The sequence below is a fragment of the Austwickia sp. genome (genome assembly GCA_016699675.1).
Lineage (GTDB): Bacteria > Actinomycetota > Actinomycetes > Actinomycetales > Dermatophilaceae > Austwickia.
In genome coordinates, this window is the sequence record CP064985.1 from 1336394 (window position 1) to 1358069 (window position 21676).

Genomic DNA, 21676 nt, shown 5'->3' on the forward strand with positions numbered 1-21676 from the left:
AGACAAAAGCCGCATCCACCTGCCTACCCGACCCGCTACGGGCGAGTTACACCCCCAGGGGTGCCTGCGGTCGGCGGGCTGTGACCAGCGGCAGTCGGGCCGTCCTTCGACAGGTTTCGGGGGCTTTCGGGCGGCCCCGTATCCTGACCGCGTGCCCCCCATCTCCGTCGCGGTCGTCAACGACTGCCAGCTGGTCGTCGACGGGGTCGCCAGCATGCTGCGGCCCTACGCCGATCGCGTCCGCATCGTCGAGCTGGACTGCCGCATGCCCGTGGTGGCTTCGGTCGACGTCGCCCTCTACGACGCGTTCGCCGTCGACACGAGCGAGGCCCACCTCCTGCCCCACCTCCACAACCCGGCCATCGGGGCCCTGGCCGTCTACACGTGGACGATGACGGAGGATGACGTACGCCGGATGCTCGCGCTGGGCGTGCGCGGCGTCCTCGCCAAGCACCTCGACGCGCCGGCCCTCGTCGCCGCGGTCGAGGCGGTGCATGCCGGCGAGGTGGTCGTCAGCGACAGCGAGCCGCCGAGCCCCGAGCGCAACGCCGAGGAGCTGGACAACCCGCTGCCCAACGCCGGCCTCACGGCCCGCGAGGCCGAGGTCGTGGCGCTCATCGCGCTGGGCCTCTCGAACGCCGAGATCTCGCACCGGCTCTACATCACCGCGAACACGCTCAAGACCTACATCCGTTCGTCGTACCGGAAGATGGGCGTCGAGCGCCGCTCCCAGGCCGTGGCCTGGGCCGTGGACCACGGGCTGCGGCCCAGCACCCGCCGGACGGTCCTCGATCTGGAACGCCCGGCGAGCTGAGCGCTATTCGGCGGGCCCGGAGCCGTCGTAGAGGGCCGCGAACTCGTCCTGGAAGTGCTCCAGCACCCGCGCCCGACGCACCTTCAGGCTCGGCGTGAGCTCGCCACCTTCGACCGACAGATCCCGCGGCAGGATCTCGAACCGCTTGATGGTCTCCCACCGGTTGAGGCTGGAGTTCAGCTGGTCGACGTAGCCCTGCACCATGTCGTGGGCCGCCTCGGACGTGACGATGTCCTCGTACGACGCGCCGCCCATGCCGTGACCCTGCGCCCAGCCCTCGATGGCCTGCTCGTCGAGCGTGACCAGCGCGGAGGCGTAGTTGCGGCCCTCGCCGACGACGAGGAATTGGCTCACGTAGGGGCACAGGCCCTTGAACTGCGCCTCGATCCGGGACGGGGCGATGTATTTGCCGCCCGAGGTCTTGAAGACGTCCTTCTTCCGGTCGGTGATGCGGACGAAGCCGCGCTTGTCGATCTGCGCCACGTCGCCGGTGCGGAAGAAGCCGTCCTCGGTCATCACCTCGGCGGTGGCGTCCGGCTTGTTGTGATAGCCGCGCATGACCCCGGGGCCGCGGACCAGCAGCTCGCTGTCGGTCGGGTCCAGCCGCAGGTCGGTGCCCGGTGCGGGCCAGCCGATCGTGCCGAAGTCATAGGCGCCGGGGAAGGGGCGGTTCACGCAGGTCGCGGCGGCGGTCTCGGTGAGGCCGTAGCCCTCGATGATGATCATCCCCAGCCCGGCGAACCACCAGCCGACCTCAGGGTCCAGCGGCGCCGACCCGGAGATGAAGAAGCGGACCCGGCCGCCGAACCGCTCCCGCACCTTGCCGAGCACCAGCTTGTCCGCGACGACGTGCTGAGCCTTCAGCGGCGGCCACACCGCCCGCCCGGCGACCTCGGCCTCCGCCACGCGGCGGCCCACCCCCAGCGACCAGTCGATGAGCGCCCGCTTGACCCCGGTCGCCTCGTCGAAGGTGCCCATCACCTTGCCGCGGGCCTTCTCGAAGATCCGGGGGGCCGCGCCCATCCAGGTGGGCTTGACGATGGCCAGGTTGTCGACGATCTTGTCGAGCCGACCGTCGATCGCCGTGGTGCAGCCGCAGTCCATGGCGATCGCCAGCAGCACCTTGCCGAAGATGTGCGCCAGGGGCAGCCACAGGAACTGGGTGTCGTCCTCGCCGATGAAGTCGAGGCTGTTGATCGCCGCGCCCTTGTAGGTGAAGGCCCGGTGCGTCAGCTCGGCGCCCTTGGGCTGCCCCGTGGTGCCGGAGGTGTAGATGATCGTGGCGAGGGAGTCGGGCCCCAGGCCCTCCACCCGCTCGTCGACCGCGCCCGGGCGCTCCGCCAGCAGGGCGCGGCCACGGGCGACGAGGTCGTCGAGGGAGATGACCCAGTCGCCGTCCGCCGCGGCGGGGTCGAAGACGATCACGTGCGCCAGGTCCGGCGTCTCGCTACGACGTACCCGCAGCTTCTCCACCTGGCCGGCGTCCTCCGCGAACGCGATGCGGCAGCCCGAGTCGGACATCAGGTAGGCCACGTCCGCCGCGGACGTGCTCGCGTAGACCGTCGTCGTGGCCGCGCCGGCACACATGATGGCGAGGTCGGCAATGACCCACTCGTAGCGGGTCTGCGAGGCGATCGCGACGCGCTGCTCGGGCTCGATCCCGAGGGCGAGAAGGCCTGCGGCCCAGTCGTATACCTGTTCCTTCGCTTCGCGCCACGAGACGTGCCGCAGTTCTTCACCGGCGAAATACTGGAAAGCGTCGCGGTCCGCGCTTTTCTCGACCCGGCGCAAGAACAGATGCGCCACGCTCCTGGCTTGGTCGTCCAAGCGCGCTTGGTCCGGCTTCTCCTGGGCGTGGGACAAGAGCGGCATAACGGTCGTTCCCCCTGTACTCGGCAAGTGTGGGCTGTGGCCAGCATGCTGGCTGACGCGAACGGAAACCAGGGTGCGTCCCCGTTTACCTCGCGTTATCTATCTCTCCTTGCGGATGGGAACTGCGGCGTTGTCCTTGTCGGTGCCGGCAATTTTGCGGGTGGTCCCCGGGGTGGCGCCGTGCACCCGCGGCCGGTGGGCGGTTCACTGCCCGTAGGGTTCGCAGACGGACAGGAGGTGGCCGATGGCCTGGACCGCGCGGCCCGCCCCGCGCGTTCGGATCGCTCTCCCGCGCACCCCCGCGTCGTGGCTCGGCGCCTGCGCCGTCGCGCTCGCTGTGGTCGGACTCGCCGCGCCGCAGGTCTTCCCCAGTGAGGCGGCGAGCGCGCTGCGCTCCGACGCGGCGGCGGCCTCCCGGGCCGACGGCGGCGACGCGGCGGAGGCCGGCCCGGCTGGCAACGGGCACCAGGGTGAAGCGGGCGGGCGGCATGCCGCCTCCGGCCAGGCCGCTCGGGGCCCCGCGCCCGCGCTGCCGACGGGTGACGCGCTGGCGGCGAACGTCAAGGCCGCCGCGGCGTACGCCGGGGAACGCGACTGGCGCACCGGCATCGCGGTCGTCGACACGACGACCGGCGAGGTCGTCACCGCGGGCAACATGCACGGGATGTTCTCGGCCGAGTCCACGGTCAAGGTGATGGTCGCCGCGCGGCTCCTGGCCGGAGGCCGCATGACCGGGGACACCCAGGCCAAGGCCACCGCGATGATCACCCGCTCCGACGACGACGCGGGCGGGGAGCTCTACCTCGCCACCGGCGGCGACGACCTCATCGCGTGGGCCAGCGACCGGTACCACCTCGCGGGACTCGGCGAACCCCCGGCGAACGGCAAGCTCATCTGGGGCAGCACGCAGGTCAGCCCGCTGGGGATGGCCCGCTTCCTCGCCGCGGCCAAGGCCGACCCGAAGGTGGGGCCGTGGCTGCTGCGCACGATGGGGCGCACCGAGGACAAGGCGGCCGACGGCACGGACCAGGTGTTCGGGCTCCTCGCCGTCGACCGCAGCGCGGCGGTGAAGCAGGGCTGGGGCAGCGACGTCCCCGGGGGTGACGGCGTTATCGCGCCGAGCATCGGCTTCGTCAACGGCAACCGGTACGCCGTCGCCATCTACACGATGCACCTGCCGGACGCCCCTCGCGACCAAGCCCGGGCGATGGTCACCGCCCAGGCACGGATCCTGTTCGGTCAGTCGCCGACGGGCTGACCGCCGCCCGCGGCCGTGGCCGGGCTGCGGGGCCAGATCACGATCCGGCCTCGCCTGTTGGACGATCGTGCAGGTGGGCCCCCGCCGTGCCGATACGAGGGTAGGCCGCCCCGCCCCCACCTGCGGGACCTCCTCTTTTCGGCTGCCCCTCTGCGCACGTAGGCTCTTTGAGCCACCACCAGTCGTGACGAGCGGAGCGGAATGAGCCTCGGGCTGCCGGACCGGACGACCCCGGGGGATCACCCCGACGGGTCGATCTACCCGTCCCCCGGCGCCGAACCGACTCGCCGGGCGGTCCTGGGCGCCGGACTCGCCGGCGTCGCGTCCCTGGTCGTCGCCGGGCTCGCCGGTGGGGCGATCCACAGCCCCACCCTGATTCGGGAATCCGGCACCCTCACGACGGCGCACTGGCCCGGTCGGCGCGTGGGCTGGATGCTCGCGCGCCCCGCCTCCCCCCGCGGGGTGATCGTCGCCCTCCACGGCATGGGCGGCAAGGCGGAGGACTGGTTCGGCAGCCGACACCTCGACCGGGCCGTCCGCGGCACCGGGCTCGCCGTGGCGGCCATCGACGGGGCGGCGTCGTACTGGCACCCCCGCGCAACGGGACCGTACGCCGGCAGCGACACCGCCTCCATGGTCATCGAGGACTTCCTGCCGCTCCTGGCGCGCCGGGGCCTGCCGACGGAACGGATCGGCCTGTTAGGCGCGTCGATGGGGGGGTACGGAAGCCTGTACGTCGGGGCCAAACTGGGCGCCGAGCGGGTGTTCGGGATCGCAACCCTGGCGGCGGCGCTGCGCACCTCGGGGGCCGGGACGTACCCTGAGCGGTTCGACAGCCCGGCCGACTATGCCGCGCATGACGTGTTCGCCCGGGCGGGCGAGCTCGGCCAGATCCCGTTGTTCCTGGCGTGTGGCAAAAAGGACCGGTTCCGGGCGGGGAACGAGGCGTTCGCTCGGGTCGTCCCCGCGGCGACGACGTTGTTCGACGAGGGCGACCACGTGGGCAGCTGGTTCGACGCGCACGTGGGCCCCGCCGTCCAGTTCCTGGCCGAGCACGCCCCGGCCTGACGCCGTCCGCGCGTCCTACGTCGTCAGCGAGCTCGGCGGCTTCGTTCGGATGCCCCGGCGGGCGCGCCGCTCCCCCACCGCGATGGACGCGACAAGCAGCAAACCGGCGACGGCCGCCAGGAGGAACAGCACGGTGGCGATCGCCGGGTAGCCCCAGATCGTGGCGCTGGTCTCCACCCGCATCATGAGCGCCGCCCCCACTGTCAGCGCCGCCAGGATCAGGCCCATGGTCAGCCGGTTGGTGACCTGCTGGACCACCCCCAGCACGCGGGCCTCGTTGAACGCGTCCACCCGGATGGAGAACTCACCCTCGCTCATCGCCTCGAGAATGCGGTTGGCCCGCCGGGGCAGGGCCGCGGCGAACTCCTTCGTCTCCATCGCCGCGGTGACGACGCCGCCGATCGACGCGGTCAGGCCGGAGTTCATGATCTCCGTGACGTTGCCTCGGATCGCCTCCGCCGGCGCGAACGACGGGTCGAGGTGTGCCGTGATCTGGTCCAGGTTGAGCAGCGCCTTGCCGATCATCGACATCTCGGCCGGCGGCCGCAGCCCGAACTGCCCCGACACCCGTGACAGCTCGACGATGACCGACCCCGCCTGTACGTCGCCGCCAAGCGCCACGGCCCGGCTGACCAGGTGCGACACGTGATCGCGGAAGCCGGCCGGGTCGTACTCGCGCAGCGGGTGCCCCATGCCCGCGAGGATCTCCGCGCAGGTCTCGCCGTCGCCGTCGGACAGCGCCAGCAGCAGTTTGACGATCCGCCCGCGGACCCGCTCCGACACGGTGGCGACCATGCCGAGGTCGAGCAGCGCGAGCTCACCGGTCGGGGTGAGCAGCACGTTGCCGGGGTGCGGGTCGGCGTGGATGACGCCCTCGACGAGGATCATCCGCAGGTACGCGGCGAACAGCTGGTCCACCACAGGCCTCGCGTCGACGTCGAGCAGGCCCAGCGGTCCGATGTCGGTGACCTTGCGGCCCTCGATGTAGTCCATCGTGATCACCCGGGAGCTGCACAGCTCGGGCACCGTGTCCGGCACGATGAGCCGGTCGTAGCCGCTGGTCAGCCCGCGGAACAGCTCCAGATTGCTGGCCTCGCGGCGGTAGTCCAGCTCCCCGGCGAGGGAGCGGCGGAACTGCGCGAGCAGCTGGGTGAGCCCATAGGTGCGTCCCAGATCCGTACGCCGATCGGCCGCCTCCGCCAGCGCCGTCAGCGCGGCCATGTCCGAGCGGACCTGGTCCCGGATCCCGGGCCGCTGCACCTTGACCACGACCTCGCGGCCGCTGCGCAGGGTCGCGCGGTGCACCTGCCCGAGCGAGGCGGCGGCGAGCGGCTCCCGGTCGAAGGTCGCGTACGCGTGCCGGATCGCGACGCCCAGGTCCTCCTCGATGATCTCCTCGACCTGCGCCACGTCGAACGCGCCGACGTTGTCCTGGAGCCGAGTCAGCGCATCGGTGTACGCCTGCGGCAGCAGGTCGACGCGGGTCGACAGGAGCTGGCCGAGCTTGATGTAGGTGGGCCCCATGTCCTCCAGGTCGGCGGCCAGGGACTCCGCCCGTTCGGCGTCGCCGACCGTCGGGCCCTCGTCGACCAGGAACTCATCGAGTCCCGCGTCGGTCACCAGGTCACGGCGACCGTGCTTGACGAGCAGGCGCGTCAGATCGACGTACGTCCTGTAGTTCGCTGGCGAGGCAAGACCCATGACCGGACCCTTCCGACAAACCGACCCGCTGGGCAGGAATGTACCCGCCAGTTAGGTTCGGTATTCCCGCAGGTCCTGTGATTCGGCCCGCCCAGCTCAGTCCCCCGCGCGCGTCAGCGCTCGTCGATCCCGACGTATGGCCGCTGCGTCTCGCCGGTGTAGATCTGCCGGGGCCGGCCGATCTTGGTCTCCGGGTCGCTGATCATCTCGCGCCACTGGGCGATCCAGCCGGGCAGCCGGCCGAGCGCGAACAGCACGGTGAACATGTTGACCGGGAAGCCCATCGCCTCGTAGATCAGCCCGGTGTAGAAGTCCACGTTGGGGTAGAGCTTGCGCTCCACGAAGTATGGGTCGTTGACGGCGACCTCTTCGAGCTGCAGCGCGATGTCCAGCAGTTCGTCCTGGGTCTTGTGCGACTTCAGGATCTCGTCGGCGTGCTTCTTGATGATCGCGGCGCGCGGGTCGTAGTTCTTGTAGACCCGGTGCCCGAAGCCCATCAGCTTGGCGCCGTTCTTCTTGTCCTTGACGTCCGCGACGAACTTGCCCACGTCGCCGCCGGCCTCGCGGATCTTCCCGAGCATCTCGACGACCTGCTGGTTGGCGCCGCCGTGCAGCGGTCCGGACAGCGCGTTGATCCCGGAGGCCACCGAGACGTAGATGTTGGCCTGCGCCGAGCCCACCAACCGCACGGTGGAGGTGGAGCAGTTCTGCTCATGGTCGGCGTGCAGGATCAACAGCACGTCGAGGGCGCGGACATACATGGGGTCGATCTCGTAGGGCTCCGTGGGGTAACCGAACGACATGCGCAGGAAGTTCTCGACGTACCCCAGGGAGTTGTCCGGGTACATGAACGGGTCGCCCATCGAGTTCTTGTAGCCCATCGCCGCCAGCGTCGGCAGCTTCGCCAGCAGCCGGAAGGTGGCCATGTCGATGGCCTTCCAGTCCGAGATGCTGACGGTATCGGTGCTGAAGGTCGACAGCGCGGTCACGCCCGCGGACAGCACCGGCATCGGGTGGCTGCGGCGCGGGAAGCTGCGGAAGAACTCGCGCAGCCGCTCGTCGACGAGCGTGTGCCTGCGGACGGTGTTCTCGAAGGTGTCGAACTGCTCCTTGGTCGGCAGCTCCCCGTAAAGCACCAGGTAGCAGGTCTCCAGGAAGCTCGACTTCTCCGCGAGCTCCTCGATCGGGTAGCCGCGGTAGCGCAGGATGCCGGCGTCGCCGTCGATGTAGGTGATCGCCGACCGGCAGACCGCGGTGTTGGCGAAGCCGATGTCGTACGTCGTGTTGCCGGTCTCCTTGAGCAGCGCCGACACGTCGTACCCGTTGTTGCCCTCCGTCGCCTCCACGCCCGCGAGGGTGAGCGTCTTGTCTCCGCTGGTGAGTACGCCGTCGGTGGCCATGGGCAGGTCTCCTGTGGGTGGGGGTCCGAGCGGCCTGCCGTCGGGTGGCGGCCGACCGCCGGGCGGGCCGGGGTAAGGCGAAGCGTGCCTGGTCGTGCTCGCAAGCTACCGGAGGCGCGGCCCGGTCACCCAGCCGAGGGCCACCTGATCGCCGATGCTCGCCAACCGTTCACTAAACGGCGGTTGCGTCCGCGAGGCGGACCACCGCGTCCGCCAGGAACGGGCCATACCAGATCGCGTCGTTGTGGTCCGCGTTCGGCACTTCGATGTCCTCGTGGAGTCGCCGTACGGCGTGCGCGACGCGTGCGCTCAGCGCGTTGGGGACGATGCCGTCGGCCCCGCCGCGCAGCACGCTGATCGGCATCGCGCAGGCGGCCAGGTAGTCGAGCGTGGGGTAGCGGTCGCCGATCAGGCGCTCCACGGGGAGCCAGGGGTAGATGTGCCGGGCCACGTCGAGCAGCGTGGTGAACGGGGAGCGCAGCAGCATGCCCGCGGGCGGGTGGGTCGTCGCAAGCCGTACGGCGACGCCGGTGCCGAGGGATTCGCCGAGGTAGATCGTGCGGTCCGGGCCGAAGCCCTGGGTGGCCAGCCACGCGACGGCGGCCCGGGCGTCAGCGGCCAGCCCCGCCTCGGAGGGGGTGCCCGGGTTCCCGCCGTACCCGCGGTAGTCCAGCGCCAGCACCCCGAAGCCGCGCCGCGCGAGCGCCAGGAACAGCGGCACCCGCCCCCGCGGTGGCCGCCGTTGCCCGGCGTGAACAGGACCGCCGTATCGCGATCAATCCTGGTCGGGGACGGCATGGGCGGAATCCACCATGCCCCGAGGCGCAGCCCGTCGTCGGTGGTCAGGACGAGATCGCGGGCCCCCGGTGCGTACCGGGTCGCGGACGGGACCGGTCCCGGCGCGGGGAAGTACATGAGCGACCGCTGCAGGGTCTCGAACACGGCCATGAGGGGCTCCCGGTGCGTCTCGACGGTGAGGCGACCGGCTCATTCTGCCCGACCCGGCCGCCCCCGGCCCGCCCCTTCCGCCGGCGCCCTCGGCCTTCACGTTCAACCTCCCGGATCGCCTCCTGGCGGATATCGACGCGATCAACCGCGGAGCTTCGGGACAGATCGCGATCAGCGATCAGGTCCCCAATCCGGCGACCCGGGATCGGTACGTCATCAGCTCGTTGATCGAAGAAGCCATTCGCTCAAGCCAGCTGGAAGGCGCAGCGACGACCCGACGGGTGGCCAAGGACATGCTCCGGCGCGGTCGGTCGCCGCGCGACAGGGGCGAGCTCATGATTCTCAACAACTACACCGCCATGCGTTTCGTCAGCGAACGCCGGCGCGGACCGCTCACCCCTGACCTCGTGCGGGAGATCCACGCCCTCGTCACCGACGGGACACTGGTCGGGCGGGCTCAGGCCGGTCGCCTTCAGGAGCCTGGGGATGATCGGATAGCGGTCTTCTCCGACGCCGGCGACCTCCTGCATCAGGCGCCACCAGCCGATCAGCTGCCTGCGCGCCTGCAGCGCCTGTGCTCCTTTGCCAACGGCGGGGACGACGAGGTCTACGTGCCGCCCCTGCTGCGATCGATCGCCGTGCATTTCATGATGGGCCACGACCACTATTTCGCCGACGGTAACGGCCGGACGGCGCGAGCGGTCTTCTATTGGTCCATGCTCAACCAGGGATTCTGGCTTACCGAGTTCCTGACGATCTCGCGAATCCTGAAGACGGCTCCGGCTCAGTACGCGCGCGCGTTCCTTCGCACCGAACTCGACGAGGGCGATCTCACCCACTTCTTCCTCCACCAGACCGGGGTGATTCGGCGCGCCCTGCGCGATCTCGACAGCTACCTCGAACGCAAGAACGCCGAGTTGCAGGCCGCACGAGCCGCGGGCCGGTCCGTCCCTGGCGAGTTCAATCAACGCCAGCTGGCGCTGATTGAGCATGCGGTCCGCGAGCCAGGGGGCAACTACACCGTGGAATCGCATCGCCGCAGTCATCAGGTCTCGATCGAAACCGCTCGGCAGGACCTACGGCACCTCGCCGAGCAGGGCCTCCTAGAGCAGGGCAAACGCGGCCGGAGCTTTGTCTGGACGCCGGCGCCGGATCTCACGCAGCGACTTCAGCGCTCCTGACGGGTGCGGCTCGGTGGCAGGAACTTCGAGATTTGCTGCAACTAGCCCGGATCGTTCACGAGACTCGGGTGTGATCGGCGCGTGGAAGCACGGAAGTGCCTGTCCAGCAAGGGAAACTTGGTTTGCGACGACTCAAGATCTCCGAACCGGAAGGCACTCCGTAGGTGAAGCGTACTTCGTGGTCTACCGGCTTGTCCGTGACCTCCGATGGTGTCGGCGTGGTGGCCCATGCGGGCAGCGTCGCCACCCGCCTTCTGGCCGACCGGGTCGGCCTCACGTCCGAGTTGTCCAAGGTGATGGTCCGCCGCAACTTCGTCCCCGGTCACGACCGCGGCAGGGTGCTGACCGACGTCGCGGTGATGCTCGCCGACGGCGGGGAGGCGATCGCCGACATCGACGTGCTGCGCCACCAGTCCAGCGTGCTGGGCCGTGTCGCGTCGGCGCCGACGGTGTGGCGGGCACTGGACGAGGTCACACCTGGCCGGTTGAAGAGGATCCAGAACGCGCGGGCGCGGGTCCGCCGCCAGGTCTGGTCCCAGCTGCCTGACGGCGTCCCGGCGAGCAAGGTCGCCGGGACCGATCTTGACGATCTGATCGTGCTCGACACCGACGCGACCATCGTGATCAGCCACAGCGAGAAGGAGAACGCGGCGGCCACGTTCAAGCGGACCTTCGGGTTCCACCCACTCGGGGTGTGGTGCGACAACACGAGTGAGTTCCTCGCCGCCAAGCTCCGCGCTGGCAATGCCGGCTCGAACACCGCCGCCGACCACATCGAGGTCCTCACCGACGCGATCGCGCAGATCCCCGGCACGCACCGCAAGAAGCTGCTCATCCGCTCCGACGGCGCGGGCGCATCGCACAAGCTGCTGGACTGGCTTACCGAGCAGAACCGGGTCCGTGGCCGCAGCGTGGAGTACAGCGTGGGTTTCGCGGTCACCGAGAAGATCCGCGACGCCATCGACCTGGTCCCGAAGAAGGTCTGGACCCCGGCACTCGACGCCGACGGTGGGATCCGCGAAGGAGGTGACGTCGCCGAGCTCACCGGGCTCTTGGACCTGAGCAGCTGGCCGACCGGAATGCGCGTCATCGTGCGCCGCGAACGACCCCATCCCGGCGCCCAACTGTCGCTGTTCGAGGAACGTGACGGCTGGCGCTACCAAGCCTTCGTCACCAACACCACGACCGGACAACTGGCTTTCCTCGAGGCCCGGCATCGGGCGCACGCTCGGGTCGAGGACCGGATCCGGCACGCCAAGGACTCGGGGCTGGGGCGGTTCCCGTCGCGGGAGTTCGAGATCAACCGGGTGTGGCTGATGCTGGTGCAGATCGCTGCCGACCTGACCGCATGGACCCGGCTCCTCGCACTGACCGGAGACGCGAAGTCGCTGGCGGCGTGTGAGCCGAAAGCGCTGCGCTACCGCTTCCCTTCACGTCCCAGCCCGGCTGACTCACAGCGCCCGCCGACGACGCTTGCGGATACCCGAGTCGTGGCCATGGGCGGCCGCGATCGTCGCGGTCTTCGCGAACATCGCCGCCATCCCCCAACCAGCCTGACCCCCCCGTCCGCCCACGACATCACGACCCGGAGAACCGCAGCCCGGCAGCGCCAGCCGGCCCAACGTCGTACCCGCGCACCGTCATCGACTCACCCCACGCAGCGATGCCGTCGTCGGCACCGTCATGAAAGACCGGGGCTAGCAGTTCGCTGGGAGTTCGCGGTCGCAGGCGGTGGTCACCTCCTCGGCGGTGATGACGGTCGGCTCGGCGGTGCTCACCTCGTCAGTCTGCCCCCGGTTCGCCGGCCGCGCGGCGGATCAGCTCCATGATCCGTCCCTCGACCTGGGGGGTCCAGCACGCGACGGCGTACGCCGACGGCCACAACTCCCCGTCGTCGAGGGCCGCCTTGTCGCTGAACCCGAGCGTGCCGTAGCGGGTGCCGAACTTCTCGGCCGCCTGATAGAAGCAGACGACGTCCTTGCCGCGGGCGTAGGCGGGCATGCCGTACCAGAGCCGCGGCACCAGGTCCGGCGCCGCCGCGGCGACGGCCGCGTGGACGCCCTCGGCGATGACCCGGTCGGCCTCGCCCATCTCGGCGATCTTCGCAGTGACCGCCTCGGCGTCCGCGGCCGCCTTGGCCGCCTTCGTCCCCGCCCGCTTGTCGGCCTTCGCCTCCGCGGCGCGCTCCTTCATTGCGGCCTTCTCCTGCGCCGTGAAATCGTCCTTCGCCATGATTCCTCCTCGCGGGTTGGGCATCAGCGCTTTCCATCCGATCCCGCACCCGGCGCAGCAAGGCCAGGTCGCGGCGCCGGTGCGCCGGGACGGGCGGGTCGGAATGCCACCGATGGTGTCAGGTCGGCCCCACAAAACGCGGTGAGACCGCTCAATAGGCACCACGTCAGGCCGATTCGGGGGGCGGCGCCGGAGTTCCGACGCCTCGACAGCGCCTCCCCACCACGAAGGAGGATCCGATGATCCTCGAACTGCGCGTCGCCTGTCCGGTCTGCCGGGCGCACCCCGGCGAACACTGCCGCCATCAGAGCGTCCCCGACGCCCCGCACGAAGCGCGCACGCGCGTCGCCCGGCGTACGGTTTATCAGGCCAGGTAACGCCCGCCGCGGTCCGGCAGACCGGAATCCGACCGGTCCGGTGCCGGACGCCTAGGTCGCTCGGCCGTTTCCAGCCGGGCGTCGTGGCCCGTCGCGGTCCGCGACCGTGGCGAGCAGCCAGTCTCGCGTGGCTCGCGCGACGGCGGCTCGATTCTCCGGCTTGTAGAACTCATGCCCCTCGTCGGGCACCAGGATCATCTCCACCGGCACCCCACGGTCTCGCAGCGCGGCAGCCATCTGCACGGACTCCTGAGGCGGCACGTTGGAGTCTCGGTCGCCGTGGACGAAGAGCACCGGCACCTCGATGGCGTCCGCGCGAGCCAGCGGCGACAAGGCGCGCAGGAGGTCGCCGTCGAGACTCGGGTCGCCGTACTTGGTCACCGCGGCCCGCGCGATCCACGGCTCCGTCTGGGCGTAGAAGGTGTGGAAATCGCTCATCCCGCAGGTGCTCACCCCCGCGACGTACCGACCTGGATGGAAGGCCAGGACGGCGAGGGTGAGATAACCGCCGTAGGAACGGCCCCCGATGACCATCCGGTCCGGGTCGGCGATCCCGCACGCGACGAGCCAGGACCCGACGTCGAGCGCATCGGTGATCCCCGCCCAGCGCCGGGGACCGTCGTCGGCGTGGGTGGTGGCGCGCCCGAACCCGGCCGAACCCCGGATGTTGGGCCGAACCACGTGCCAACCACAGGCCAGCAGCAGGGCAGTCAAGAGATCGTAGGTGGGGCGGGCCTGACCCTCGGGTCCGCCGTGGAAGTCCACGAACACCGGCGCCGGCCCCTGCGCGATCGGGGAGACATACCACCAGGCGTGCAGCGCAAACCCATCCCGGGCGGCCATCGTGAGCGAGCGCGGCGGCTCCACGTCCCGGTCCAGCACGGGACGCTCCGCAGCGACCCATTCCCCCGTGCGGGGGGCGAACAGCTCCACCGAACGCTCCTGCCCCGGCCCCTGCACGGTCATCGCGACAAGTGACCCGGTCGCGCTGATGGTCAGCTCCTCGGCCACGGACCCGGGCAGCGGTGTCGGGGCATGCAGGCTTCCGTCGCTGAGTTCCAGCAGTTGCAGCTCGCTGCGCCCGCCGTCCACATTCCACAACAACGCCACGGTCGAACCGTCGGCGCTGGCCACGAACTCATCCAGGTCGGCGTCCGACCGTTCGGCTAGCACGCGGTAGGTGTAGTCCCCGGCGCACACCGTCACCAGCAGGAGGCGCATACGCTCGGCGACGTAGTCGCTCCGCACCAGCACTCGGACGTACCCGCCGGGCCCAGGCGCCATCAGCCGCCCCGCCCGCGGCAGCCAGCGGTGGCCATGGTCGTCGATGATCTGCGCCGCATCGCTGGTCGCGCCGGGGTCGTCGGCGCACACGGCGACCTCGTGGCCGTTGCTGAGCACCCGGAGCGACCGGTCTCCGCGATGCCCGACCCGCACCACAGCCGTGCCGGCCCAGGAGTCCAGCAGCCGGCCATCAAGGCGCCGATCGATGACGGTCAACTCGCCGGTCGCGGGGTCGGCCAGGGCGGCCACCCCCACCCCGTCGGTCTGCTCGAACGTCAGGGCCACCCGCGGACCGTCCCAGCCCACGAGGTCGGCGCTCACCGTCCCGGCCTCGTCGAGGCGCCGGGCGGTGGGATCGCCGGGGTCGTTCGTCACCGCCCAGACCTGGGACCGGGCACCCGCATGCGGCAGCGTCTGCACCGCGAGCCACCGGCCGTCCGGGGAGTAGAGCACCCGGTCGACGGGGCCCTCGACCGGGAGTCTGACCTGGCGCGATGTCGTCAGGGTCAGGCCGTCGAGCCGCCGCTGGACGGCGCGGGGATATCCGCCGTCATCGACGATGTGGGCGAAGGACGTCGCATCGGGGGACACACTCGGGGCGAAGCTGGGCCGCGGCGTCCCGGAGGGTGTCCAGGGTGGGGCACCGGGGGCGGTGATCGGGCCTCCGCTTGGCGTTTCGGTCACGGCAGCATCGCCTGCAGCCACATCTCCAGCACCGCCACCTGCCACAGCTCATTGGAATCCAGCGTGGTGCGGTGCGTATTGGGGGCAGCCAACAACGTGGCCACCGGCGCGGCGTCGTACAGTCCCCGATCCCGCGCGGCCTGGTTGTTCAGGCACTCCCGGACCATCTCCAGCACCGGACCATCCAGGTGTCGGATGCCCGGGACCGGGAAGTAGCCCTTGGGCCGGTCGATGACGGCGTCGGGGATCAGGCGGCGGCCAGCCCGCTTCAGAACACCTTTGCCACCGTCGGACAGCTTGAATTCGGGCGGGCACGCCGCCGCGAGCTCGACGAACTCGTGGTCCAGGAAGGGCACCCGAGCCTCCAGACCCCACGCCATGGTCATCGAGTCGACGCGCTTGACCGGATCATCGACGAGCATCACCTGGGTGTCGAGGCGAAGCGCCGCGTCCAGCGCGGTCTGCGCGCCGGCTGCCCCCTGGTGGGCGGTGGCGTAGTCCAGCGCCGGGTCGTCGTCGCGCCGATACGGCGCGGCTAGCAGGGCGTTCACCGCGTCGTGGGAACGATCGAAGAACACCCGCCGGTACGCCGGAGTGACGCCGTCGCGAGGCACCCCTGCCAGCGGCGGGTACCAGCTGTAGCCGGCCAGGATCTCGTCTGCTCCCTGTCCCGACTGCACCACCTTGACGTGCCGCGAAACCTCCTGCGACAGCAGGTAGAAGGCGACGCAGTCGTGGCTGACCATCGGCTCGTTCATCGCCGCCACGGTGGGCGCGATGGCGGGCACCAGGCGCTCGCCGCCGATGTGGATGCGGTGGTGCGAGGTGTCGAACGCCTTCGCGACCGCGTCGGAATAGGCGTACTCGTCGCCTGATTCGCCGCCCGCCGCGTCGAAGCCGATGCTGAACGTGGCGAGGTTCTCCTGGCCTAGCTCGGCCAGCAGCGCCACCACCAGCGAGGAGTCGAACCCACCGGACAGCAGCACACCGACCGGCACATCGGCCACCATGCGCCGCTGCACCGCCGTGCGCAACGCCTCCAGCAGCGCCTCACCCCAATCCCGATCCGACCATGCGGCGAACTCCTCGCGGCGGGTGAACTGCGGCTCCCAGTAGCACACGTCCGTGGAACTGCCGTCGGGCTCGATCGTCCGCACGGTCGCCGGTGGGAGCTTGCGGATCCCGGTGAGGATGGTGCGCGGCGCCGGGACGACGGAGTGGAAGCTCAGGTACTGATGCAGCGCCGGGACGTCGATGCTGGTGTCCACCCCGCCGGCAGCCAGCAGGGCCGAAGTGGTGGAGGCAAACCGGATCAGGTCGGGGCGCTGATCGATGTACAACGGCTTGATGCCCAGGCGATCGCGCCCCAGCACCAGCCGGCCCGAGTCGAGCTCGACGATCGCGAACGCAAACATCCCGGCGAACCGTTCGACGCAGCGCTCTCCCCAACGGTGGTAGGCCTTGAGGAGCACCTCACTGTCCGACGCCGAGAAGAACCGGTAGCCGACGGCCTCCAGCTGCGCGCGCAGCTCGCGGTGGTTGTAGAGGCAACCATTGAACGCCAGCGCCAGCCCCAGCTCGCTGTCCACCATGGGCTGACTGCCCCGCGTCGACAGATCGATGATGGAGAGCCGGCGATGTCCGAGGGCGGCGGCGCCCTGAGCGAACGCGCCACCGGAGTCCGGGCCCCTGGGGACCATCGCCGCACGCATCCGGTCCAGCGCGGCCAGATCCGGCGGGGCCCCGTCGAAACGCACCTCACCGCAGAGTCCACACATGATCACGCGCCTTTCTCGGTCGGCAGAATCCAGGTGTCCTTGCTGCCGCCACCGGAGGAGGAGTTCACGACCCGGGAGCCGGCCGGCGCCACCCGGGTGAGCGCCGCCGGCAGGACGACGGCCTCGGCGGGAGTGCCTGCCGAGCGGGGCCCCGGCCCGGGGCGCAGGTGCACGAAGACCCTCAGGTCGACGTGCCGCGGGCGCAGCGAATCCCCGTCGAACGTGGGGTGGGTGCTCAGCGAGACGACCTCCTGGGCGACGAACGCCTCCGGGTGATCAGCGAGCTCCCGGCGGCGCAGCGTCAGCGCCTCGTCGGAGGCGTCCGGTCCCACGACCACCCCGACGCCGCCGTACCCGTCGATGGGTTTGGTCACCAGACGGTCCAGGCGGCTCAGGACATGGTCACGTTGCTCGCGATCCGCACATAGGTAGGTGGGCACGGACGCCAGCAGCGGGCGTTCGTTGAGGTAGTACTCGATCATCGCGGGCACGTACGCATAGACCGCCTTATCGTCGGCGACACCGTTGCCGAGGGCGTTGGCGATCGTCACCTGCCCCGAGTGCAACGCATCCACCAGCCCGTCGCCCAGGCGCCGGCCGTCCGCGGCGAGGGAGGAGAGCACCATGTCCGCATCGATGCGGGCGTAGAGCACGTCCACCCGGCTGGAGTGCTCCCCCCGGACGATCCGTACGCCGCGCTCGTCGGTGACCAACTCCTGCGGCAGGACCAGCGGCACCCCCATGGCCGTGGCCAGGTACCGATGTTCGGGATAGGCCGAATCGGTGGGGCCGCTGCTCAGCAGGGCGACCACCGGCTCGGCCTCGCAGCGGGCCGGCGCCGCCGCCTGCAGCGTCGCCAGAAGCGCCTCCGGGACCGCAGCCACATCCAGCGGTGATCCGTCGGCCGTCAGCTCGGGCAGGTGGCGCGTCACCATATCCCGGTTCTCCAGGGCGTACGCCGTACCGGAGGGGATCCTGACGTTGTCCTCCAACACGAGCCAGGAACCGAGCTCCTGCTGCACGACATCGAGTCCGCAGACGTGGGCGCGCACCGAGCGTCCCCCCAGCCGTCCGGTCGACCGATATCCGGGGACGCGATCAAGCAGGTCCGGCGGGATGACCCCGTCGGACTCGATCTGACGCGGCCCGTAGATGTCACGAATGAACAGGTCGAGGGCCTTGGCTCGTTGGGCCGCCCCCGCGGAGATCGTCGCCCAGTCGGTAGCCGCGATGAGTCGCGGTACGACGTCGACAGCGAGCACCCGCGGCCGGGCCTCGTCATGGGACTTGAACGTGGCGTCCTTGGCAAGCCCGTCGGTGGCGATGCCGGTCTCCCGCTGCCGCAGCGCCGCGGGTCCCAGCGCCCCCAGACTCGCCAGCAGCCCCCGGTATCCCTCCCGGACCCCGCCCGCGGGGTCGAAGGCCTCGTCCACGAACACTTCGGTGCGACATGCATCCGTTGCGGTCGCCTGATCCGTTGGGGAGTACCCGGCGAAGATGTCGTCACCGCCGCCCGCCGTACCGCTCGCGGCCGCCATCGACGTCTCGGCCACCAGCAGGTCAACGACGTCGGCCAGCCGTCCCCGGCGACGGAAGGCGCGCAGCTGCCGAGCCGCGGAGCTGCCCGCCACCAGGACCGACTCCGCCAGGGTGGTGACCGTTTCCCAGTCCCCGGTACGGCGCAGCTGCGGCTCGACGGATTGCACGAGGTCGCGCACGACGTCAGCGGCGGGCCGCTCCCGGGTCGAGCGCAGATCGACCAGGGAGCCCTCCAGGCCGGATCGGGCCGCTCGCCAGGTCGCGGCGCGACCGAGCGCCGGCAGGACGGGGGCGGCCGGATCTCCCCGGCGCACCTCCTCGACCGTCCGATCCACCAGGGCCCGGAACAACCCCGCGATCAACACGATGGTGTCGACCGAGGGGCAGGCGTCGCAGATCCGCAGCTCCAGCGTCGGGGTGTGCCAACCCGGCCGGACGTCGAAGTAGATCATCTCGGGATCGGTGATGACCCCGCAGCTGACCAGGTCGGCCACCAGTTGGTCGTAATCCGCGGCCCGGTCGACGCCCGCAGAGGGGCCGGTGGTGGGCCACCGGGACCAGGTCAGCGTCCGGGAGGAGGCGTAACCGGTGTCCGAACCGTCGGCGCGGAACGGTGAGCTCGCACTGAGCGCCAGCAAGGTGGGCAGGTACGGCGCGACCCGTTCGGCCACCCGGACCGCCTCGTCGCGATCAGGCACGTCGACGTGGAGGTGCGTACCGCAGATGAGCTGTTCGCGGGCCAACAGTTGGTAGTCGAAGAGCATCCGCCGGTTGCGCGCCGTGCGGGTCAGGTCGAGCTCGGCGGGCACGGCCAGGGGCACCGTCCCGGCGGCGACGACCCCTAGGCCCAGGCGTTCGGCTGCGCCGACGAGTTCGGCGCGGCGGCTCAGGCATTCCGCGCGTAGGTCGGCCAACCGGACGACGACCGCGCTGTGGGTTTCCACCACGCAGTTCTGCATCTCCCCGACGAAGGGGCCGTCGAGCTGCGTCAGCAGTTCCGCCGCTCGCGGCGCCAAGCGGCGGGACTCTAGGTCGACGAGGTGGAACTCCTCGTCGACCCCGATCGCTCGCAGCGGACTCTCGGAGCCCATCGGACCCTCAGCGCGCATCGGACCCTCAGCGCGCATCGGACGCTCAGCGCGCAGCGGACGGGGACCGCGCACGGGGGCGCCCGCGCCGTCCGTGGCACGCCGGTGGCCCTGCGGGGGTGTCCGTTTCATGTCGCCTCGCTTCACGCCGCGGGCCGTCCGGCTGCTCGCCGGTCGACCGGAGTTCCGAGACGGGACAGCGCAACCCGCCCGGCTTGGCTTTCCGGCAACGCTAAGCGGGCATGATGACGAACGTGTTACCAGCGGGTCACCACGGTGGGACGCGGGCCCCTCGACCGCCGCGAGATCGAACCGGTCGGTAACATAGCTTCGTCCCGGCCCGCAGGCCGGCCCTTCCGACGACGCGATGAGGCGACGATGACGGCGTACCCGCACCTGCTCCAGCCCCTCGACCTGGGCTTCGTCACCATCCCGAACCGGGTGCTCATGGGGTCGATGCACGTGGGGCTGGAGGACGTGCCGGGCGGGTACGAGCGGATGGCGGCCTTCTACGCCGAACGAGCGCGCGGCGGTGCCGGTCTCATCGTCACCGGCGGCATCTCGCCGAACCATGCCGGCCGGGTCTTCGACGGCAGCGCCGCGATGGACACCTCGGAGGAGGCGGCGCGGCACCGGGTCGTCACCGAAGCCGTACACGCGGCCGGTGGCCTGATCGCGATGCAGATCCTGCACGCGGGCCGCTACGGCTACCACGCCGACGTCGTCGGCCCCTCCCCGTTGCAGGCGCCGATCGCGCCGTGCCCGCCGCGCGAGCTGACCACCGCGCAGGTGCAGGAGACGATCGAGGACTTCGCGCGGTGCGCGGCGCTGGCACGCGAGGCCGGGTACGACGGGGTCGAGATCATGGGCTCCGAGGGCTACCTCATCAACCAGTTCCTCGCCGCCCGCACCAACCAGCGCACGGACGAGTGGGGCGGCGACTACGCGGCGCGGATGCGATTCCCGGTGGCGATCGTGGAGGCCGTACGCCGTGCGACCGGCCCGGACTTCATCATCATCTACCGGCTGTCGATGCTGGACCTCGTCGAGGAGGGTTCGAGCCTGGCTGAGGTCATCGCGCTGGGTCAGGCCGTCGAGGCGGCGGGAGCGACGCTGATCAACACCGGGATCGGCTGGCACGAGGCCCGCGTACCGACCATCGCCACGTCCGTGCCGCGCGCCGGATTCGCCTGGGTGACCAAGCTGCTCCGCGGGCACGTGGCGATCCCGCTCGTGACGACCAACCGGATCAACGACCCGGCGGTGGCCGAGGAGGTGCTTGCTGGCGGCAGCGCCGACATGGTGTCGATGGCGCGGCCGTTCCTCGCCGACCCTGCGTTCGTGGCGAAGGCCGCGGCCGGGCGGCCCGAGGCCATCAACACCTGTATCGCCTGCAACCAGGCCTGCCTCGACCACATCTTCGGCGGGAAGATCACGTCCTGCCTGGTCAACCCGCGGGCCTGCCATGAGACCGAGCTGGTGCTGGCGCCGGCGGTGGCGCCGAAGAGGGTGGCGGTCGTGGGGGCCGGACCCGCCGGGCTGGCGTGCGCGACGGCGGCGGCGCGGCGCGGCCACGCGGTGACGCTGTTCGAGACGGACGACGCGATCGGCGGGCAGTTCCGGATCGCGCGGCAGATCCCCGGCAAGGAGGAGTTCGCCGAGACCCTGCGCTACTTCCTGCACGAGATCGTCGACTCCGGGGTGGAGCTGCGGCTGGGCCACCGGGTGGGGGTCGCCGACCTGATCGGCGGGCCGGGTGAGCCGGCGGCGTACGACGAGGTCGTGCTGGCCACCGGCGTCGTCCCGCGCGTCCCCGACGTCCCGGGGGTGGGGCACGCGTCGGTGGTGACGTACGCGGAGGTCGTGCTCGGCCACGCCGAGGTGGGGCCGCGGGTGGCGATCATGGGCGCCGGCGGCATCGGCTTCGACGTGGCGGAGTTCCTCACCCAGGCGGGACCGTCGGGCGCGATGGACCCCGATCGGTTCTACGCGACCTGGGGGATCGACACGACGTACGCCGAGGCCGGCGGCCTGCGCGCCCCCGCGCCGGAACCCGCCGCCCGGCAGGTGACGCTGCTGCAGCGCAAGTCGTCCCGGATGGGCGCGGGCCTCGGGCGGACCACGGGGTGGATCCATCGCGCCGAGCTGGCCCATCGCGGGGTGAGCCTGCTGCCGGCGGTGACCTACGAGCGCATCGACGACGAGGGGCTGCACATCACGGTGGCGGGCCGGCAGCGGGTCCTGGAGGTGGACACGATCGTGCTCTGCACGGGGCAGGAGTCGGTGCGCGACCTGTACGACGAGCTGGTCGAGGGTCTCGGGGCCGGCGGCGCGACCCGGGTGCACGTGATCGGCGGCGCCGACGTGGCGGCCGAACTGGACGCCAAGCGCGCCATCGACCAAGGCACCCGCCTGGCCGCCGCGCTCTGACGACGCCGACCCGACGGCTCCC

13 protein-coding genes and 2 pseudogenes are annotated in these 21676 nt (G+C 70.8%); 7 read left to right on the forward strand and 8 right to left on the reverse strand.

The window, feature by feature from the left end; translation table 11 throughout:
* Positions 1 to 214: 214 nt before the first annotated feature.
* A complete protein-coding gene (locus IPK37_06205) occupies positions 215 to 814 on the forward strand; it encodes a response regulator transcription factor (GenBank protein QQS02709.1) in 600 nt (199 codons plus the stop codon).
* 3 nt (positions 815 to 817) lie between these two features.
* Here the strand turns inward: IPK37_06205 and IPK37_06210 are convergent, their stop codons facing one another.
* The gene (locus IPK37_06210) at positions 818 to 2686 is read right to left on the reverse strand and encodes a long-chain fatty acid--CoA ligase (GenBank protein QQS01969.1); all 1869 of its coding nucleotides are present in this window, start codon (positions 2684 to 2686) and stop codon (positions 818 to 820) included.
* A gap of 244 nt (positions 2687 to 2930) precedes the next feature.
* On the opposite strand from IPK37_06210, the gene IPK37_06215 reads away from it, so the two are divergent.
* Both IPK37_06215 and IPK37_06220 read left to right on the forward strand, forming a co-directional pair.
* Positions 2931 to 3944 carry a hypothetical protein gene (locus tag IPK37_06215; protein ID QQS01970.1) on the forward strand — a complete coding sequence of 338 codons (1014 nt, stop codon included), beginning with the start codon at positions 2931 to 2933 and terminating at the stop codon, positions 3942 to 3944.
* A gap of 201 nt (positions 3945 to 4145) precedes the next feature.
* Positions 4146 to 5012, forward strand: coding sequence for a hypothetical protein (locus IPK37_06220; GenBank protein ID QQS01971.1), 867 nt, complete (start codon positions 4146 to 4148; stop codon positions 5010 to 5012).
* Between the two features lie 15 nt (positions 5013 to 5027).
* Here the strand turns inward: IPK37_06220 and IPK37_06225 are convergent, their stop codons facing one another.
* From IPK37_06225 to IPK37_06235, 3 genes and pseudogenes are all read right to left on the reverse strand, one after another.
* Positions 5028 to 6713 (reverse strand): AarF/ABC1/UbiB kinase family protein, encoded by a 1686-nt coding sequence (locus IPK37_06225; protein QQS01972.1) that lies wholly within the window; start codon positions 6711 to 6713, stop codon positions 5028 to 5030.
* A 113-nt stretch (positions 6714 to 6826) separates the two neighbouring features.
* On the reverse strand, positions 6827 to 8113 hold the full coding sequence (locus IPK37_06230; protein QQS01973.1) for a citrate synthase: 1287 nt from the start codon (positions 8111 to 8113) through the stop codon (positions 6827 to 6829).
* Positions 8114 to 8285: 172 nt separating this feature from the next.
* Positions 8286 to 9061, reverse strand: a pseudogene (locus IPK37_06235) (alpha/beta fold hydrolase).
* A 224-nt stretch (positions 9062 to 9285) separates the two neighbouring features.
* Between IPK37_06235 and IPK37_06240 the strand changes: the two are divergent.
* Entirely contained in the window at positions 9286 to 10242 is a 957-nt protein-coding gene (locus tag IPK37_06240) for a Fic family protein (GenBank protein QQS01974.1), read from the forward strand.
* A 164-nt stretch (positions 10243 to 10406) separates the two neighbouring features.
* Positions 10407 to 11799: pseudogene (locus IPK37_06245) on the forward strand (IS1380 family transposase).
* 225 nt (positions 11800 to 12024) lie between these two features.
* On the opposite strand, the gene IPK37_06250 reads toward IPK37_06245, so the two are convergent.
* On the reverse strand, positions 12025 to 12474 hold the full coding sequence (locus tag IPK37_06250) for a hypothetical protein (GenBank protein ID QQS01975.1): 450 nt from the start codon (positions 12472 to 12474) through the stop codon (positions 12025 to 12027).
* 239 nt (positions 12475 to 12713) lie between these two features.
* Here IPK37_06250 and IPK37_06255 point away from each other — a divergent pair, with 239 nt between their 5' ends.
* Positions 12714 to 12851: a hypothetical protein gene (locus IPK37_06255; GenBank protein QQS01976.1), complete on the forward strand. Its 138-nt coding sequence runs from the start codon at positions 12714 to 12716 to the stop codon at positions 12849 to 12851.
* Positions 12852 to 12902: 51 nt separating this feature from the next.
* On the opposite strand, the gene IPK37_06260 is transcribed toward IPK37_06255, so the two are convergent.
* The 3 genes from IPK37_06260 to IPK37_06270 form a co-directional block, all read right to left on the reverse strand.
* Positions 12903 to 14726, reverse strand: coding sequence for a S9 family peptidase (locus IPK37_06260; protein ID QQS01977.1), 1824 nt, complete (start codon positions 14724 to 14726; stop codon positions 12903 to 12905).
* Between the two features lie 89 nt (positions 14727 to 14815).
* Positions 14816 to 16597 (reverse strand): N-acetylglutaminylglutamine amidotransferase, encoded by a 1782-nt coding sequence (locus IPK37_06265; protein ID QQS01978.1) that lies wholly within the window; start codon positions 16595 to 16597, stop codon positions 14816 to 14818.
* Between the two features lie 2 nt (positions 16598 to 16599).
* Complete coding sequence (locus tag IPK37_06270) at positions 16600 to 19356, reverse strand: glutamate--cysteine ligase (GenBank protein QQS01979.1); 2757 nt, start codon at positions 19354 to 19356, stop codon at positions 16600 to 16602.
* Positions 19357 to 19602: 246 nt separating this feature from the next.
* Between IPK37_06270 and IPK37_06275 the strand changes: the two genes are divergently transcribed.
* Positions 19603 to 21654 (forward strand): NADPH-dependent 2,4-dienoyl-CoA reductase, encoded by a 2052-nt coding sequence (locus tag IPK37_06275; GenBank protein ID QQS01980.1) that lies wholly within the window; start codon positions 19603 to 19605, stop codon positions 21652 to 21654.
* Positions 21655 to 21676: the final 22 nt, after the last annotated feature.

What these genes read in the sequence shown, in the direction of transcription:
- IPK37_06205 (QQS02709.1), top strand. Translation starts at nt 215, where the DNA reads ATGCTGCGGCCCTACGCCGATCGCGTCCGCATCGTCGAGCTGGACTGC.
- IPK37_06210 (QQS01969.1), bottom strand. Translation starts at nt 2,686, where the DNA reads ATGCCGCTCTTGTCCCACGCCCAGGAGAAGCCGGACCAAGCGCGCTTG.
- IPK37_06215 (QQS01970.1), top strand. Translation starts at nt 2,931, where the DNA reads ATGGCCTGGACCGCGCGGCCCGCCCCGCGCGTTCGGATCGCTCTCCCG.
- IPK37_06220 (QQS01971.1), top strand. Translation starts at nt 4,146, where the DNA reads ATGAGCCTCGGGCTGCCGGACCGGACGACCCCGGGGGATCACCCCGAC.
- IPK37_06225 (QQS01972.1), bottom strand. Translation starts at nt 6,713, where the DNA reads ATGGGTCTTGCCTCGCCAGCGAACTACAGGACGTACGTCGATCTGACG.
- IPK37_06230 (QQS01973.1), bottom strand. Translation starts at nt 8,113, where the DNA reads ATGGCCACCGACGGCGTACTCACCAGCGGAGACAAGACGCTCACCCTC.
- IPK37_06250 (QQS01975.1), bottom strand. Translation starts at nt 12,474, where the DNA reads ATGGCGAAGGACGATTTCACGGCGCAGGAGAAGGCCGCAATGAAGGAG.
- IPK37_06255 (QQS01976.1), top strand. Translation starts at nt 12,714, where the DNA reads ATGATCCTCGAACTGCGCGTCGCCTGTCCGGTCTGCCGGGCGCACCCC.
- IPK37_06265 (QQS01978.1), bottom strand. Translation starts at nt 16,597, where the DNA reads ATGTGTGGACTCTGCGGTGAGGTGCGTTTCGACGGGGCCCCGCCGGAT.
- IPK37_06270 (QQS01979.1), bottom strand. Translation starts at nt 19,356, where the DNA reads ATGAAACGGACACCCCCGCAGGGCCACCGGCGTGCCACGGACGGCGCG.
- IPK37_06275 (QQS01980.1), top strand. Translation starts at nt 19,603, where the DNA reads ATGACGGCGTACCCGCACCTGCTCCAGCCCCTCGACCTGGGCTTCGTC.